The organism is Mucilaginibacter sp. (assembly GCF_036568825.1).
In the GTDB taxonomy this organism is placed as follows: Bacteria; Bacteroidota; Bacteroidia; order Sphingobacteriales; family Sphingobacteriaceae; genus Mucilaginibacter.
This window is the reverse complement of record NZ_DATCRU010000071.1, coordinates 1-16,387: the sequence shown is the minus strand read 5'-3', so window position 1 is coordinate 16,387 and position 16,387 is coordinate 1. Positions and strand designations below refer to the sequence as shown.

Below are 16,387 nucleotides of genomic sequence, written 5' to 3'. Positions count from 1 at the left end.
TTATTTTAATTCGTGTATCTTAATATTCTTGTAATTTACCTCAAACCCATGATCCTGCAACAGGATATGACCTTGCTTGGCTTCTCCGAAATTCTTCCAGATCACGTACTTACTGATCTTCACAAGATCCTCAAATTCTTTTGAGCCACGCTCATATTCCAGCACTTTTACCCCATTCAGGTAATGCTCTACGTGGTTATTAGGATACACTATGATCCTACCGGTATTCCATGCACCAATTGGGCGAACAAAACGGTCTTGTTTTTTGGCGGGGATCAGATCGTATAATGAAGCTAATGTGCGGTCACCATCGCGTCCCAGTTTGGCATCCGGGTGCACTTTATCATCCAGCACCTGGTATTCCAAACCAATAGCTGATTGTCCGTGCGTATCCTCCTGTAAGGTCACAAAGTATTTCACACCGCTATTAGCTCCTCGGCTCATCTTAAAATCAAACGATAAATCAAATGCGCTAAATTGCTCTTTGGTCACAATATCGCCCACATTTGCGGCTTCGCCACCTGCTGAGCCTAAAATGGTCATGGTACCATCACGAACTACCCAGCCACCCGGCTTGGTTGGGAATGTAGCTGAAGTAGCTCCCTTCCAACCAGTATTAGTCTTGCCATCAAATAACAAATGCCAGCCATTTTTCTTCTCATAATCTGTTAATTGATTGGTTCTGTAATCAACTACATAAACACCTGCGGGAAATGGCTGAGGTTTCAGGTTGGCAGTTTGTATTTTGATGTTTTTAAAGTAGATATGCTTGCCCGCCTGTCCTTCATTGCTGATACCATGCACCTGCAGACCTATAAAGCCTTTACTATCCACGGTATCCACCATATAAGCTGTTGCTACACCATTCACCCATGTTTTAATCGAGTTTCCGATGCATTCGATACGATAATGATTCCACTCATCTACTTTAAAGGCATTTTTTGCTTTAGCATTCAGATCCATCGGATAAAGCCAATCGCGGCGACCCTCATCATAAATACCTCCGCTCCATTTACGGTCTGAAGGATCGACTTCAACTTGCCGGCCATATACTTTACCTGCTCCATCATTACCTTTTGGATCATAATGGCTTCGGGTTTGTACACCAGAGTTGGTTTCCTTTCCTTCCACTTTAATGTCGATCTCCATTATAAAATCGCCGTACTCTTTTTCTGTTATAAGAAATGAATTTGGTGAGTGAGCCACTGTCGTACCCACAATTTCACCATTCTCCACCTTATAAGTTGCTTTGCCGGTAGCCTGTTTCCAGCCTTTAAGAGTTTTGCCATCAAAAAGATTAGTCCAGTCGTTAGAGCTTTGCGCTTTTAAATGCGTTGCTATCAAACTACCTGCAGAAATCACTAAAGCTATTAAGTGATGTTTTTTCATGTTATATAGATTGTATTAAAGTTCATTTTTGTGCGGTTGTCATGCTGAGCCTGTCGAATCCGCTAGCTAGCGGAGGCAAAGGCCTTTTACGCACCGCACTTCGACAAGCTCAGTGTGACAACCATTTATTTATGCCACTTTCGGTTCCCAGCCAGCTTCGTAAGTGCGGCCCCATAGTTTCATCGCCTCAGGACTGTTAGTAATGTAACCATTCTTCGGATCACAGTTTAAAGTAATGCCTGTGCGTTGCGAGATATTAGCCAGGTGGCACAAAAGCACACTTTTAGAAGCTTCGTCAACGGGAGAAGTCAACTCGTTTTCACCACGAACTGCACCTACAAAGTTTTTGAAATGATAAAAATCCAAATTGCCATTAGCGCTAACCGGATTATTCGGATCAGCAGCCACTTCCGATTTTACCTCTTTTAATATCTTATTTTTGACGTCGAGTATCTTATAATCTCCTCCACCTAAATTCACAACGCTGCCTTTCGTACCATAAATAATAAATCCGCGGCTGGTGCCTTCAACCGGGAAGTTATTGCAACTGCGGCTTTCCCAGGTGATGGAACACTTGTCGCCAAATTCAAAGGCGGCTACTTGTGTGTCAGGTGTTTGCCAGTCGTCCTTATAAGCATATCTCCCTCCAGATGAATTTACTTTGGTTGGATAATCCACCCCTAAAAACCAACGGCAACAATCAATTTCGTGTGTGCCATTGTTGCAGGCCTCTCCTGTTCCCCAATTCCAGAACCAGTGCCAGTTATAATGCACCAAATTATCCTGGTATGGTTTGCGCGGTGCCGGACCCTGCCATAATTCAAAATCAAGAGTTGATGGTACAGGGATATGTTTACCGATACCTATTGATTGACGGTTGTTGGTATACCATGCCTTAGCAAAATAAGCATCACCAATAGCGCCTTCTCTAACTTGTTTTACTGCATCGATCAGTGTTGGCATAGAGCGACGCTGGTTGCCCATTTGGATGTGCTTACCATATTTGTGTAGAGCTTGCGATATTAACTCGCCCTCGTGTGGATTCTGTCCGCAGGGTTTTTCTACATACACATGTTTACCATGCGATGCACCTAAAATAGCTGCGGGTGTATGCCAGTGATCGGGTGCGGCAACAACCAGCGCATCAAAATCTTTTTTCTCAACCAGTTTACGGATATCCCTTACCAGTTCAGGTTTGCGGGGAGCATTTTTTAAAGCATCATACCCTTTTTTAATGGCGCCATCTTCCACATCACAGATATAGCCCACTTCCACATTTGGTAGCTGCGCAAAACTGCTTGCAAGGTAATTGCCCCTGCTGTTTACTCCCATAACCCCCAGAACCACTTTATTGCTTGGCGCATTTTTGCCAAAGACCGGGAAATTTAAAATGGTGAGTCCTGCAGTAGCCAGCGAGGCGTCCCGGATAAATTTTCTGCGATGCATAATATAGATGTTTAGTTTATTTGGTTTTTAAATGTATGGATAAATCTGTTAAACTGACAGTAATCTTTCAAAAATGTAACGAAGTTGTTATAGTCTGGTTTGAGGCCACTGTTGCAAACTCTATCTTTGCAACTTATCCATTTTGAATTAAATGCTTCGCGTTAGTCAGTTATATATTTATCCAATAAAATCCTTAGGCGGAATTGCCTTAGATAAAGCCCTGGTAACCGACCGTGGCTTTCAACATGATCGCCGCTGGATGCTGGTTGATTATAATAATCAGTTTATTTCTCAGCGTGAAGTTCATCAAATGGCATTGTTGAAACCATCTTTAACAGACGAAGGTGTTAAGGTCATTCATTCCGTTAAAAAATCATCATATACAATTCCTTTTGATACTGTCAAAAATGAATTTGCTGAAGTGACAATCTGGGATGACACCTGCACGGGCCAGTTTGTAAGTGATGAAGCCGATGAATGGTTCAGTTCGATGCTTGAAATGCCATGCAGGCTGGTTTACATGCCTGATGAAACGCATCGTATTACTGATCAGCGATATACTTCAGCAGATAGCATCACTTCATTTTCAGATGCCTATCCTTTTCTTTTGATTGGACAATCTTCATTGGATGATCTGAATAGCAAATTGTCTGAGCCCTTGCCGATGAACCGCTTCCGGCCAAATATTGTGTTTACGGGAGGTGATCCTTTCCAGGAAGACACGATGCATACCTTTGTTATTGGTGACATTACCTTTCATGGCGTAAAACTTTGCGCCCGATGTATGATGACCACAATAGATCAGGAAAATGGCGTATCAGGTAAAGAGCCGTTGAAAACACTGGCACGTTATCGTTTGAAAAACAAAAAGATCATGTTCGGGCAAAACCTGTCACATGAAGGTTTCGGTGAAATTAAGATCGGTGATGAATTACAGGTAATTAAATTGAACTATGAAGACCGGTTTTTGATTGGCGTATAACGATCATTTAATCACGAAAAATAAATTATAAATTAAATTGTTCTTTGTTGCGAATAGTGTATTTAATACGTTAATAATCAGTCTGTTTTTGCACTTTATCTAAACACAAATTTGCCCCAAAAAGCCCTCCTAATAATCAGGAACGCAGATTTTTTTGCAACCTACCCTTTCTATTTTTCGTTATAAAGCCCAAATTAATTGCTTATATGAAATCAATAGAAAACTTATTTGACGCTGTATTGAATGCTGTGGGCGCGTATGTGAATAACAATAATATTTTCAAAAAAAGAAAAAAAGCTGCTTTTAACCCAAAACTGGCTTTAGGTTTTAATTTTATCCAAAGCAGGTAATAACCAACCTCAAAATAATCACAATTTATAATTCTTAATATCATCATTTTACACGTTTTCCCTAATTAGCGTGTTTAATGGTGATATTTTTTATAACAGGGTTTTTGTAAATTACCCTGATGAAACCAACGATTACTATTGAATACTGTCCTAAATGTAACTGGCTACTACGCGCCGCGTACATGGCCCAGGAATTGCTGACTACTTTTGCTGATGATTTATATGGCGTTACATTGCAACCCAGTGAAACAGGCGGGCATTATAGTATACGTGTAGATGGTGAAACTATATTTGATCGAAAAGAATGGGGTGGTTTTCCGGAAATAAAGGAAATAAAGCAGTTGGTGCGTGATAAAGTTAGTCCCGGAAAAAGCCTTGGACATTCGGATAAAAAATAAATAGTATATTTACACTAAGTACGTACTGCCGACCAATTATATAGACATAATATATTTACTTATCTTTGTCAGTTTTATTGTTATTAGATGTTATCGAAAAAGACCAAATATGCCATTAAGGCCCTGGTAGTGCTGGGGAAAAATGCCGATAAACCACCAATGCAGATCTCTAAGATCGCAGAGGAAGAGCGTATTCCGAAAAAATTTCTTGAGCAGATACTTTTAGACTTGCGCAATGCCGGCTTTCTGTACAGTAAGAAAGGTGCAGGCGGCGGTTACAGTTTAAATAAGGATCCAAAAGATATCTACCTGGTGAGCATCATGCGCATTACCGATGGTCCTATCGCCATGGTACCATGCGCCAGTCTCAACTTTTATCATAAATGTGATGAGTGCAGGCAGGAAACAAGTTGCGGCATCCGTGATGTGTTTATTGATGTACGTGATGCTACGCTAAAGATACTTTCTGAAACAAGCATCGCTGATGTTATTGCCAGAGAGAACACACTTATTAAAGTGTAAAGTTTCTCTCCTAAATTCTTCAGAGATTTTGTGATGACACAAAAGGGTATATTTTTCCCCATTTGAGTAATGGTTAAAAGTATACCCTTTATCATTTAATTAATTCTAAAAGGATTTTTTACAGATTTTCTCTCAAAAATGATTTTTTCGATTTCCATTTCAGAAAACTGAGAAATTCTATTTCTTTGAAATTCAACAATATACTACCAGTTCGATAGATTAACTCGCTACGGATCAAAATCATGCACAGGTATCCAAATTCAATAGTTTACGTATACCGTTCTTGAAACTAAACTTTGGCGCAGAATTGGTATGTTAAAAAGTAGCTTTGTATGTAATTTCAGGGTAAAAGAAATAATATTACCAACAAATGCTACCATTTCCGTATACTATATATATATTTGGGGTTCAAACTAAGAGGTAAATAAAATTTAATTGTAAGAAGATATGCAAAGCTTCAGAACGGAACTGGAAAACCCGGTTGTAGAGAAGGATATCATCGATCTTGAAAAGAAGATCAGGGCTTTCCGCGAAGGTAAGATACATGACGAAAAGTTCAGGAGTCTCCGTCTTGCCCGCGGTATTTACGGACAGCGTCAGCCGGGAGTGCAAATGGTTCGTATCAAATTACCATTTGGTAAAGTCACTTTTAAACAATTGCTGCGCATTGCTGATGTATCAGACGAATATGCAAGCCATAACCTGCATTTGACCACGCGTCAGGACATCCAGATACACTATGTAAGTCTTGACCGTACACCACAATTGTGGGCCGAGCTTGCACAGGATGATATCACCATGCGTGAAGCATGCGGAAATACCGTGAGAAACGTAACGGCCTCTCCTACTGCCGGTATTGATCCGCAGGAACCGTTTGACGTGTCACCCTATGCACATGCTGCATTTGAGTATTTTCTGCGTAATCCTATTTGCCAGGATATGGCGCGCAAGTTTAAAATATCGTTCTCTTCAAGTGAAGAAGACACAGCATTTGCTTATGCTCATGACATAGGTACTATCCCTAAAGTAAATGAGAAAGGTGAGCGCGGTTTCAAAATCGCTCTTGGCGGCGGTTTAGGGGCTCAGCCTATCCTGGCCAGTATCGTTGAAGAGTTTTTGCCTGAAGATCAATTGATCCCTTATATCGAATCTGTTATCCGTGTTTTTGACCGTTATGGCGAACGTAACAACCGAAACAAAGCACGTTTAAAATATGTGATCCAAAGATTAGGCCTGGAAGAAGTACTGCGCCTGGTTAAAGAGGAAAGGATTGCCAATAAGGTAAAAACCTATCCTATTAATCGCGATGCAATAGATCATCCCGTTATACCAGAACCTTTGATCATTCCTGAAGTTAAAATCGGTAATCCTTTGCGTTACGAGCAATGGCTGGCTACAAACGTATTTGAGCAAAAGCAGAAAGGCTTTTACGGCGTATATATAAAAGTGACTGTTGGCGATATCCCTACTGACAAAGCCCGCAAATTTGTTGAAGCTGTTCGTCCTTATGTAGCCGACGAAATGCGTGTTACCCAAAACCAGGGACTGTTATTAAAATACGCACGGAAAGAAGCTTTGCCAGCTATATACGAAGCTTTAACTGCTTTAGATATGTCAGCTCCGGGCTTTGATAGTGTTGCCGATGTGACTACCTGCCCGGGCACAGATACCTGTAACTTAGGTATCTCTAACAGTATGACCTTTGCTCGTGTATTGGAAGATATTATTTATAATGAATATGAGGACCTGATCTACAACCGCGATATCAAGATTAAAATAAGCGGATGTATGAACTCTTGCGGTCAGCATGGTTTGGCACATATTGGCTTCCATGGCAGTTCGCTAAAAGCAGGTTTGAAAGTATTGCCTTCTATGCAGGTGCTATTGGGTGGCGGTACAGTTGGGGATGGTGTAGGCCGTGCGGCAGAAAAGATCATCAAAGTTCCTGCTAAAAGAGCTGATGCTGTTTTAAGGACAGTCTTGAATGATTATAAAGCAAACTCCATTGAAGACGAGCTTTTCCATCATTACTATGACCGCCAGGGTAAAGATTATTTCTACCAGATGCTAAAACCACTGGCTGATCTATCAACCCTGAAAGATGAAGAGTTTGTAGACTGGGGGCATGAAGAGAATTTCGTACCTGCCATAGGTGTTGGCGAGTGTGCCGGTGTTGTGATCGATTTGGTTGCCACTCTATTATATGAAGCCGACGAAAAACTAGGTTGGGCAAACGAAACATTTGCTAATGGTGCATGGGCCGATGCGATTTACCATTCTTATAACGTGTTCATTAGTTCAGCAAAGGCACTTTTGCTTGATAAGAATGCTAACGTGGGTACGCAGATCGGTATGATTAATAAATTCGATGAACTTTATGTGTCTACAGGTGAATTCGCCTTAGATGGCACTTTCAGCGACCTGGTATTACAGATCAACAAAAACGAGCCTTCTGAAGAATTCGCTGCTGCCTACCGCCAACAGGCAGATTCTTTCCTGGCAAATGTTAAAGTAAAAAGAGAGGCATTGGTACAATCATGATAGATATTAAAAAAGAAGTTAAAGAACCACGTATTACCTTGGTTGGTGCAGGTCCCGGCGATGCCGAATTGATCACCATAAAAGGGATAAAGGCACTTAAAGCTGCTGACGTGGTGCTTTATGACGCTTTGGTTAATGAAGAATTACTGGAATTTGCTCCTGAACATGCTACAAAAGTGTACGTGGGCAAACGCTCAGGCGATCATTCATTTTCACAGGAGGCAATCAACAAACTGATGGTTGATTATGCCTTAAATTACGGCCATGTAGTTCGTCTAAAAGGCGGTGACCCGTTTGTATTTGGTCGTGGTTATGAGGAGCTGGATCATGCAGCGTCTTACAGCATTCCTGCTGAAGTAATACCAGGTATCTCAAGTTCAATCGGTGTTCCCGGCTTACAGCATATCCCGGTTACTCATCGCGGCATAAGCGAAAGTTTCTGGGTTGTGACCGGTACAAAAGCTGACGGCAGCATCTCAAATGATCTTTATGAAGCGGCCCGCACAAGAGCAACTGTTGTTGTCCTAATGGGGCTTCATAAACTGGCCGAAATTGCTGAGATATTTAAAAAAGAAGGTAAGCAACGCATGCCTGTGGCAGTGATTCAAAGCGGTTCAACCGAAAATGAAAAAGTAGCCATCGGCATTATAGATACTATTACAGAGATCGTTGAGGAGAAAAAGATCACCTCGCCTGCTTTAATTGTAATTGGCGAAGTAGTGTCCTTGCATCCACAGTTTCAACCTATCAGGGAATTTTATGACATTATCTCCCAGAAATAACGGTACATCCACCATTCAGACAGAAAAGACCGAAGGCAATCAGCTTTTCCCGGTTTTTTTAAAGCTGAATAACTTGCACACGGTATTGATCGGTGCAGGCAATGTTGGTTTAGAAAAACTGACTGCCCTGCTCGGCAATAGTCCAAAGGCAAGGGTGACCATTATTGCCAAAGAGTTTGTACCCGGTGTACATGCTTTGGCGGGAGAATATGAAGGCGTAAGTATTACGCAAAAAGCATTTGTAGATACAGACCTTGATAATGCAGACCTTGTAATTGCCGCAACAAACGATAATAAATTGAACGAGTACATCAGAAGCTCGGCACATGATCGTAAACTATTGGTGAACATTGCCGATAAACCCGATCTATGTGATTTTTATCTTGGTTCAATTGTTCAGAAAGGCGATCTGAAGGTTGCAATATCTACTAACGGCAAATCCCCTACGGTTGCCAAACGATTAAGAGAAGTACTGGATGAGGCAATTCCTGGTGAACTGGATATTACACTACAGCAGATGAATGAGTTACGGAACTCTCTTTCCGGCGATTTCGCCTACAAAGTAAAAGTGCTGAATAATGTTACCGCAGTATTGGTTGATAAAAAGCCTCAGGCTAATAAGAACCTGATCTGGCTATTATGGGGCACGTTAATATTTGCAATCGTAATAACCGTCTTCACATTATGGAAGAATGAACCAGAGTTCAAGACGTATGTCGAGAACATTAATCCAGTTTTCTATTATTTCTTCGGTGCAGGTTTTGTTTTCGCCATGATAGACGGTGCAATCGGTATGTCTTATGGAGTTACTTCCACAACATTCTCCTTAACGATGGGTTTTACTCCTGCCGTAGCTAGTATGGGTGTTCACTTATCCGAAGTAATGAGCAATGGTATTGCAGGCTGGATGCATTACCGCATGGGAAATATCAACTGGAAATTGTTTAAGATGCTGGTAGTTTGGGGAATTATTGGCGCATTCCTCGGAGCTTTTATCTTGTCTTCGCTGGAAGATTATAGTAAATATACCAAACCATTTATATCAGTTTATACACTCACACTTGGTATAATTATTTTGAGAAAAGCATTCCAGGTAAATCGCAAACGCACCAGTGGCAAGATCAAAAAAATTAATCTGCTGGGGTTTGGCGGTGGATTTATTGATGCCGTAGGCGGTGGTGGTTGGGGCTCTATTGTATTGTCAAGCCTTATTGCAGGCGGTCGTCACCCGCGTTTTTCATTAGGTACCGTGAAGCTTTCAAGGTTTTTTGTAGCTATAGTAAGCTCTACAACATTCATCATCATGTTGATGAAGCATGGCACACATTGGGAAGCAGTTGCGGGCTTAGTAATTGGTAGCGCACTTGCATCGCCAATCGCAGCCAAGATATCGAACAAATTATCAGCCAAAACATTGATGGTAGCAGTGGGTATAATTGTGGTCATCGTTAGCGTGAACAGCATTGTGAAATTTCTGATCAAATTATAAAATGTCGGAGTTAGAAGATATAAAACAACAAATACAGGCTCTTGATCCCGTTGCGGCTTTGTCATTACTGGCAAAAAGGTATCCGGGACAGATCGTATTCTCAACAAGTTTTGGTTGGGAAGACCAGGTGATCACGCACATGATCTTTACCAACAATCTGCCTATCAAGGTGTTTACACTGGAAACCGGTCGCCTTTTTCCTGAAACTTATTATGTGTGGAACCGTACTATGGAAATGTACGAGAAACCTATACATGCTTATTATCCTAATAGCGAGTTGCTGGAGAAGATGGTCAACGCCAAGGGGCCGAGCAGTTTTTACGAATCTGTTGAGAACCGTAAAGAATGCTGCGGTATTCGCAAGGTTGAACCCCTGAAGCGCGCCCTTGCAGGCAACAAATGCTGGGTAACAGGCATCCGCGCCGAACAGTCAGTCAACCGGCATGACATGCACAATCTGGAATGGGACGAACAAAATAATTTGATTAAATTTCACCCGATTTACGATTGGACGCTCGATCAGGTAAAAGAATACATCAGGATACATAACGTGCCCTATAACACGCTTCACGACAGGGGCTTTCCAAGTATCGGCTGCCAGCCTTGCACCAGGGCAGTTCAACCTGGAGAAGATTTCAGGGCAGGCAGATGGTGGTGGGAAGACCAATCAAAAAAAGAGTGTGGATTACACGAAGCGCATAAATGAATGAGCGAGTTAGTGAATGAGTGAATTTACTCAAACATTAAATCAATCATAAGCAGAAAAATAAATTAATTGTGGATGAAGCGAGTTAGAGGATTAACAATCACTAATTCACTCATTCACTAAATCACTAATTATTAATGAAGCAGTTGGATTATCTAGATGAGTTAGAGGCGGAAGCCATCCATATTTTGCGGGAAGTAGCCGGGCAATTTGAAAAGCCTGCCCTGCTTTTTTCGGGAGGTAAGGATTCTATCACCTTGGTAAGGTTGGCCGAGAAGGCTTTCCGTCCGGGAAAATTTCCGTTCCCGTTGGTACATATTGATACCGGTCACAATTTTGAAGAAACCATTATCTATCGCGATAACATGATCAAGCGCATTGGCGAAAAGCTGATCGTTGGTCATGTTCAGGATGATATCGACAGTGGCCGCGTGGTTGAACAAAAGGGTAAAAACGCCAGCCGTAACCAGTTACAAACTGTTACACTGTTAAATACCATCGCAAAACACCAGTTTGATGCTTGCATTGGCGGCGCACGTCGTGATGAAGAAAAAGCACGTGCTAAAGAACGTATTTTTTCTGTGCGCGATGAGTTTGGCCAGTGGGACCCAAAACGTCAACGTCCTGAGCTTTGGAATATTTATAATGGTAAAATACACAAGGGTGAAAACGTACGTGTATTCCCGATCAGTAACTGGACCGAACTGGACGTATGGAATTATATCCGCAGAGAAAAAATCGAATTGCCAACCATCTATTTTGCACACGAGCGTAATGTGATCACCCGTAATGGCCAGTTAATGGCTGCATCTCCATTTCTGAATATGGATGACGAGGATGTGGTTGAACGTCGTAATGTACGTTTTCGCACTGTGGGTGATATGACATGTACAGCTGCTGTAGAGTCGTACGCTTTTGAGATAGATGATATAATTGACGAAATAAGCGCCTCCCGTGTCAGCGAACGCGGTGCCCGCATGGACGATAAAGTGAGCGAAGCCGCTATGGAAGACAGAAAGAAAGGAGGATATTTCTGATTTTGATTTTCATGGAAGATTTAAATAAAATCCGAAATCGAAAATCCGAAATCCGAAATCAAAGCATATGAATATTCTAAAATTTTTAACCGCAGGTAGTGTTGATGATGGTAAAAGTACCCTTATAGGTCGCCTGCTTTATGATAGCGGCGCTATTTTGGTCGACCAGTTAGAAGCGCTTCAACGTTCCAATCGCAAAAATGATGATGGTACTATTGACCTTGCTATTTTAACCGACGGCCTGAAAGCTGAACGTGAGCAAGGTATTACAATTGACGTTGCCTATAAATATTTTCAAACCGATAAACGTAAATTCATCATAGCCGATACCCCGGGTCATATCCAGTATACACGTAATATGGTTACCGGAGCCTCAAATGCCGGTTTGGCCATTATCCTGATCGATGCACGTAAAGGTGTGATCGAGCAAACCATACGTCACTCCTTCCTGGTTGCTTTATTGGGCTTACCACAGGTAGTTGTGTGTGTGAACAAAATGGATATGGTCGATTACGACGAAGAAGTTTTCAATAAGATTGTTAGTGATTACAAGGTACTTGCAGCTAAAGTCGGTCTGAAAAATGTTGCTTATATTCCTGTAAGTGCGCTTAAGGGCGATAATATTGTACACTCATCCGAAAGGATGTCCTGGTTTAAAGGAAGCAGCTTACTGCCTTACCTGGAAACAGTTGAAATCCCAACTGATAACCTGACAGAGCATGCAAGGTTCCCGGTTCAATGGGTGGTTCGCCCGCAGACTGAGAAATTGCACGATTATCGTGGTTATGCAGGCCGTGTTTCAAGCGGTTCATTCCGTGTGAATGATAAAGTGACTGTTTTACCTTCAGGATTTACATCAACCATCAGTAAGATTGAATTACTTGATATAGAACCAGATGCAGCTTTATCAGGTATGTCAGTAACTATTCATTTGGAAGATGAGATCGATATCAGCCGTGGTGATACTTTAGTGAGTGCAAAAAACAAACCACATGTTTCACAACAAATTGAAGCTGATCTGTGCTGGATGGATACCAAACCATTGGATACGACACATACCTATTTCCTGCAGCATAACAGCAAACTAACGCGCTGCCGCATACAGGAGATAAAGTATAAAGTGAATATCAACACCCTGGAGCAGGAGTTTGATGAAGATTTCAAGCTGAATGACATTGGCCGAATTGTTATCAAAACAGCTGATCCTTTAGCTTTTGATCTTTACCAGGATAATAAGGCAAATGGTGGTGCCATACTGATCGACAGCCGTACCAATGTTACCGTTGGTGCATTGATGTTCAGGGTTAATGCCGATTAATTCCACAACTAAATAAATCAATCAACTAAAAAGGCTCCTTCAAGGAGCCTTTTTTATGTTCAAAGTGTTCATGTTCACCGCCGTGAACGCTGTGAACGCTTGTCTCGTCCTGAAAAAAGTTTACAGTTTTTAATAGTAATCTTGATTCGATTTTACATTAACCTCATGCAACATTAACGTTACATTTATTTTTATAAAACAATTTAACGCCACCTTTGTAGCTGAAATTGTCATTCAAAATCAAAATGAAAGGAGCTCCGGCTTTTAAAATCTTCTTTGCATTTGCAGCGCTGCTGTTTATTTCAAAGCCTTTCTTTGGTTTTGAGGTTGCCAACCATCATTTTAAGATCCGCATTTCGCATAACATCCTGGTTAAGAGCTTTTCAAAACGTAAACCCGAAAACCTTGAAGATGCAGATAAAGCCGCCAGCCAGATACATCACCAGCTTTCAAACCCGCTGATGGTGTTGCTGTCATCCATGTCGCTTTTATTGCTAAGCATTTTACCAGCCCTGTTCGATCCATTACGAAAAATAACGGGCAGGATATTATCCGATATTCGCTTATCTCTTTTGCCGCCTGAAAATACTTACCTATTGGCCGGCAAGCTCATTATTTGATATTTCAAGAAGTAACTAAATGATTACCCGCAGTACATCTGCGTGTATGCTTATACTTTTTAAATTCGTCAAATTAATGATCTAAAAATGTCAAATATTAATAAAAGTCTGTTTGTGGTGTTTTTGCTATTACTATCTGTAGCAGCCAATGCGCAACAGGCTGTTTCATTAAAGCAACTCTTAATACAAGTAGATAAAAGTGCCCCTACTTTAATAACTGATTCATCGGCTATTCGAATAAGGCAGGCACAGGCGGCAGAAGTCCGCAATAATTGGTTGCCCAATTTACGGTTGAATTACCAGGCCGATATCGGCACCAACAACAACGTATCCGGTCCATATTTTGGTTTCGGGATAATTCCATCCGATAGCCGTGGCGTGCGTACCGAAAGTAATACCACAGCAGTTTCAGCCAATGTTGGCGTAGCCGCATTGGATTGGGAAATATATAATTTTGGGGCATACGGTGCTCAAAATCGTGTAGCTCAGTCAAACATACAGGTTGAGCAAAACAATTTTGCACAATCGAAATATCAATTGGAGGCTTATACCATCAGTAACTATCTGCAATTGATGAGCCTGCAGGACTATGTGAAGATACAAGCTCGCAATATCCAGCGAAACCAGGAAATATTGCGGTCAATCGGCTCACTTACCCGTAGCGGTGTTCGTCCTGGAGTTGATACCAGTATCGCTAACGCCGAATTATCAAAGGCCCGATTAAACTATATCGAGTTGAATAACCAATTACAGCAGGTTCAACTACGACTTGCCACTGTGAGTGGTCTACCCTATCAATCCATTGTAGCTGATACACTGGTGGAAGATCAGTTGATTAATTCACCATATGGTCAGCTTAATACCGATACTGCCAATCATCCGCTCATTAACTATTATAAATCGCTGTATCAGAATAGCAAAGAGCAGGAAAACCTGGTAAAAAAACAGTACAATCCAAAAATCATGCTGGAAGGTGCTGCCTGGGGACGTGGCTCGAGTGTAGACGCTAACGACCATTTCAATAGTCTTTCGACCGGATGGGGTTTTCAACGCGACAATTATTTAGTTGGGGTTGGTATTTCTTATAACCTTTTTGATCTGCGTCGCAAACAGTTAAAGGTACGCACCCAGAAAACGCAGTCCGATTATTTTCAGAATAAGTTGCAGGAACAGAAGACATTACTTGCAGCCAATGCCAACCAGGCTTATGCTGAAATGCAAACAGCCCGTGATCGCTTAACCGAAATACCTCATCAACTTAAAGCGGCAAATGATGGTTACCGCCAAAAATTATCGCTTTATAAAAACGGGTTGACGGATATTATCGAGTTGGACGCCGCCCTCAACATCCTTTATCGTGCTGAAACCGATTATGTGCAGGCTAAATATGCTTATACCAACGCATTATTTAACCAAGCCATTACCGACAATAAAGTAGGCACCATATTAAACCTTTTAAAATAACGAAAACTATGTCAATGGTCACATCCGCACTGAAAAGGCCGATTACTACAATAGTGATCACCATGAGCCTTTTGATTTTTGCAGTGCTCAGTGCAATGAATATCCCGATAGATATATTCCCCAAGCTTAACCTGCCTACTATTTACGTGATCGAATCATACGGTGGTATGTCGGCACAGCAAATGGAAGGCTTTTTTGCGACGGGGCTACAAAACCAGTTCCTGTATGTAGACGGCGTTAAAAATATCAGTAGTAAGAGCATACAGGGATTAACGATTATCAAAATATCGTTCTACGAAACCACCAACATGGCTGAAGCATCCGCACAGGTTGCATTACAGGTTAGCCGTGCTCAGGGCTTCTTCCCTCCCGGCGCTTTGCCTCCACAGGTAATACGTTATGATGCTTCGTCGCTCCCCGTTGGTGAGCTGGTATTGGACAGTAAAAGTGAAAGTTTGAAAGACATCTATGACCTGGCGGCTACCCGCATCAGGCCAATGTTTTCTACTATACCGGGCCTGTCTGCTCCTCCTCCGTTTGGTTCCAATGCGAGAACAATTGTGTTCAGTGTTGATCCGGATAAATTGAGAAGCTTTAACCTGACACCTGATGAAGTGGTAGACGCATTAGCGAAATTCAACGTAATGTCGCCATCAGGTAACCTGCGCGTAGGCAATACAATGTATTTAACTACCATGAATACCCTTGTAAAAAACGCAGAAAATTTTGGCAATATTCCTGTCATCACTAAAAATGGCGTGCCTATCTATGTAAAGGATATCGCAAGAGTAACTGACGCTACCGATGTAACTGTAGACTATGCTTTGATAAATGGCAAGCGTTCGGTTTATATCCCGGTTGTAAAAACGGCATCCGCTTCTACATGGTCTGTAGTACAAGGTTTAAAAGCAAAACTGACCGAAATGCAGAACCTCTTGCCGAATGATGTAAAGATATCTTACGAGTTCGACCAATCGGTGTTCGTTGTAAATGCTGTAAAAAGTTTGATGACTGAAGGCGGCCTTGGTGCTTTGCTGACGGGACTAATGGTACTTCTATTCCTGCGCGATTGGCGAAGCAGTTTGATCGTGGTGATCACTATACCGGTTTCTATCCTGATCGGCGTGCTTTTGCTGAGTCTTTTTGGACAAACCGTCAATATCATGACCTTGAGCGGTTTGGCTTTGGCGATTGGTATCCTTGTCGACCAGGCTACGGTAACCATAGAAAATATTCACCAGCATTTGGAAATGGGTAAATCCAAACGACAGGCCATTTATGATGCCTGCGAGGAAATATCATTCCCATTGTTGCTGATCTTATTATGTATACTGGCGGTATTT

Annotated in this window: 15 protein-coding genes; 13 read left to right on the top strand and 2 right to left on the bottom strand. The window is 41.7% G+C overall.

What is annotated here, in order from left to right:
- Together VIM89_RS16025 and VIM89_RS16020 are read right to left on the bottom strand one after the other, a co-directional pair.
- Positions 1 to 1,389, bottom strand: coding sequence for a 3-keto-disaccharide hydrolase (locus VIM89_RS16025; protein WP_488157182.1), 1,389 nt, complete (start codon positions 1,387 to 1,389; stop codon positions 1 to 3).
- A gap of 129 nt (positions 1,390 to 1,518) precedes the next feature.
- On the bottom strand, positions 1,519 to 2,835 hold the full coding sequence (locus tag VIM89_RS16020) for a Gfo/Idh/MocA family protein (protein WP_488157181.1): 1,317 nt from the start codon (positions 2,833 to 2,835) through the stop codon (positions 1,519 to 1,521).
- 151 nt (positions 2,836 to 2,986) lie between these two features.
- Between VIM89_RS16020 and VIM89_RS16015 the strand changes: the two genes are divergently transcribed.
- The 13 genes from VIM89_RS16015 to VIM89_RS15955 form a co-directional block, all read left to right on the top strand.
- Positions 2,987 to 3,817, top strand: coding sequence for an MOSC domain-containing protein (locus VIM89_RS16015; protein WP_488157180.1), 831 nt, complete (start codon positions 2,987 to 2,989; stop codon positions 3,815 to 3,817).
- A 206-nt stretch (positions 3,818 to 4,023) separates the two neighbouring features.
- Complete coding sequence (locus VIM89_RS16010; RefSeq protein ID WP_488157179.1) at positions 4,024 to 4,167, top strand: hypothetical protein; 144 nt, start codon at positions 4,024 to 4,026, stop codon at positions 4,165 to 4,167.
- Positions 4,168 to 4,286: 119 nt separating this feature from the next.
- Positions 4,287 to 4,565, top strand: coding sequence for an Rdx family protein (locus tag VIM89_RS16005; protein WP_488157178.1), 279 nt, complete (start codon positions 4,287 to 4,289; stop codon positions 4,563 to 4,565).
- Between the two features lie 87 nt (positions 4,566 to 4,652).
- Positions 4,653 to 5,087, top strand: a complete 435-nt coding sequence (locus VIM89_RS16000) for an RrF2 family transcriptional regulator (RefSeq protein ID WP_488157177.1) — start codon at positions 4,653 to 4,655, stop codon at positions 5,085 to 5,087.
- 447 nt (positions 5,088 to 5,534) lie between these two features.
- Complete coding sequence (locus tag VIM89_RS15995) at positions 5,535 to 7,628, top strand: nitrite reductase (RefSeq protein ID WP_488157176.1); 2,094 nt, start codon at positions 5,535 to 5,537, stop codon at positions 7,626 to 7,628.
- Positions 7,625 to 8,410: a uroporphyrinogen-III C-methyltransferase gene (gene cobA / locus VIM89_RS15990; protein ID WP_488157175.1), complete on the top strand. Its 786-nt coding sequence runs from the start codon at positions 7,625 to 7,627 to the stop codon at positions 8,408 to 8,410. Before VIM89_RS15995 ends, cobA begins: the two co-directional genes overlap by 4 nt.
- Positions 8,388 to 9,899 (top strand): TSUP family transporter, encoded by a 1,512-nt coding sequence (locus tag VIM89_RS15985; protein WP_488157174.1) that lies wholly within the window; start codon positions 8,388 to 8,390, stop codon positions 9,897 to 9,899. The genes cobA and VIM89_RS15985 overlap by 23 nt, the downstream gene beginning before the upstream one ends.
- Position 9,900: 1 nt before the next feature.
- A complete protein-coding gene (locus VIM89_RS15980; protein WP_488157173.1) occupies positions 9,901 to 10,605 on the top strand; it encodes a phosphoadenylyl-sulfate reductase in 705 nt (234 codons plus the stop codon).
- A 137-nt stretch (positions 10,606 to 10,742) separates the two neighbouring features.
- Positions 10,743 to 11,642: a sulfate adenylyltransferase subunit CysD gene (gene cysD / locus VIM89_RS15975; RefSeq protein WP_488157172.1), complete on the top strand. Its 900-nt coding sequence runs from the start codon at positions 10,743 to 10,745 to the stop codon at positions 11,640 to 11,642.
- A 67-nt stretch (positions 11,643 to 11,709) separates the two neighbouring features.
- Entirely contained in the window at positions 11,710 to 12,960 is a 1,251-nt protein-coding gene (locus tag VIM89_RS15970; protein ID WP_488157171.1) for a sulfate adenylyltransferase subunit 1, read from the top strand.
- 245 nt (positions 12,961 to 13,205) lie between these two features.
- Positions 13,206 to 13,580 (top strand): hypothetical protein, encoded by a 375-nt coding sequence (locus VIM89_RS15965; protein ID WP_488157170.1) that lies wholly within the window; start codon positions 13,206 to 13,208, stop codon positions 13,578 to 13,580.
- A gap of 87 nt (positions 13,581 to 13,667) precedes the next feature.
- Positions 13,668 to 15,044 carry a TolC family protein gene (locus VIM89_RS15960; RefSeq protein WP_488157169.1) on the top strand — a complete coding sequence of 459 codons (1,377 nt, stop codon included), beginning with the start codon at positions 13,668 to 13,670 and terminating at the stop codon, positions 15,042 to 15,044.
- Between the two features lie 8 nt (positions 15,045 to 15,052).
- On the top strand, positions 15,053 to 16,387 hold a 1,335-nt coding region (locus VIM89_RS15955), incomplete at its 3' end, for an efflux RND transporter permease subunit (RefSeq protein ID WP_488157168.1).

Coding starts and splice junctions, on each gene's coding strand:
- VIM89_RS16020 (WP_488157181.1), bottom strand. CDS start 2,835: ATGCATCGCAGAAAATTTATCCGGGACGCCTCGCTGGCTACTGCAGGA.
- VIM89_RS16010 (WP_488157179.1), top strand. CDS start 4,024: ATGAAATCAATAGAAAACTTATTTGACGCTGTATTGAATGCTGTGGGC.
- VIM89_RS16025 (WP_488157182.1), bottom strand. CDS start 1,389: ATGAAAAAACATCACTTAATAGCTTTAGTGATTTCTGCAGGTAGTTTG.
- VIM89_RS16000 (WP_488157177.1), top strand. CDS start 4,653: ATGTTATCGAAAAAGACCAAATATGCCATTAAGGCCCTGGTAGTGCTG.
- VIM89_RS15970 (WP_488157171.1), top strand. CDS start 11,710: ATGAATATTCTAAAATTTTTAACCGCAGGTAGTGTTGATGATGGTAAA.
- cysD (WP_488157172.1), top strand. CDS start 10,743: ATGAAGCAGTTGGATTATCTAGATGAGTTAGAGGCGGAAGCCATCCAT.
- VIM89_RS15965 (WP_488157170.1), top strand. CDS start 13,206: ATGAAAGGAGCTCCGGCTTTTAAAATCTTCTTTGCATTTGCAGCGCTG.
- VIM89_RS15995 (WP_488157176.1), top strand. CDS start 5,535: ATGCAAAGCTTCAGAACGGAACTGGAAAACCCGGTTGTAGAGAAGGAT.
- VIM89_RS15960 (WP_488157169.1), top strand. CDS start 13,668: ATGTCAAATATTAATAAAAGTCTGTTTGTGGTGTTTTTGCTATTACTA.
- VIM89_RS16005 (WP_488157178.1), top strand. CDS start 4,287: ATGAAACCAACGATTACTATTGAATACTGTCCTAAATGTAACTGGCTA.
- VIM89_RS15980 (WP_488157173.1), top strand. CDS start 9,901: ATGTCGGAGTTAGAAGATATAAAACAACAAATACAGGCTCTTGATCCC.
- VIM89_RS15985 (WP_488157174.1), top strand. CDS start 8,388: ATGACATTATCTCCCAGAAATAACGGTACATCCACCATTCAGACAGAA.
- VIM89_RS16015 (WP_488157180.1), top strand. CDS start 2,987: ATGCTTCGCGTTAGTCAGTTATATATTTATCCAATAAAATCCTTAGGC.
- cobA (WP_488157175.1), top strand. CDS start 7,625: ATGATAGATATTAAAAAAGAAGTTAAAGAACCACGTATTACCTTGGTT.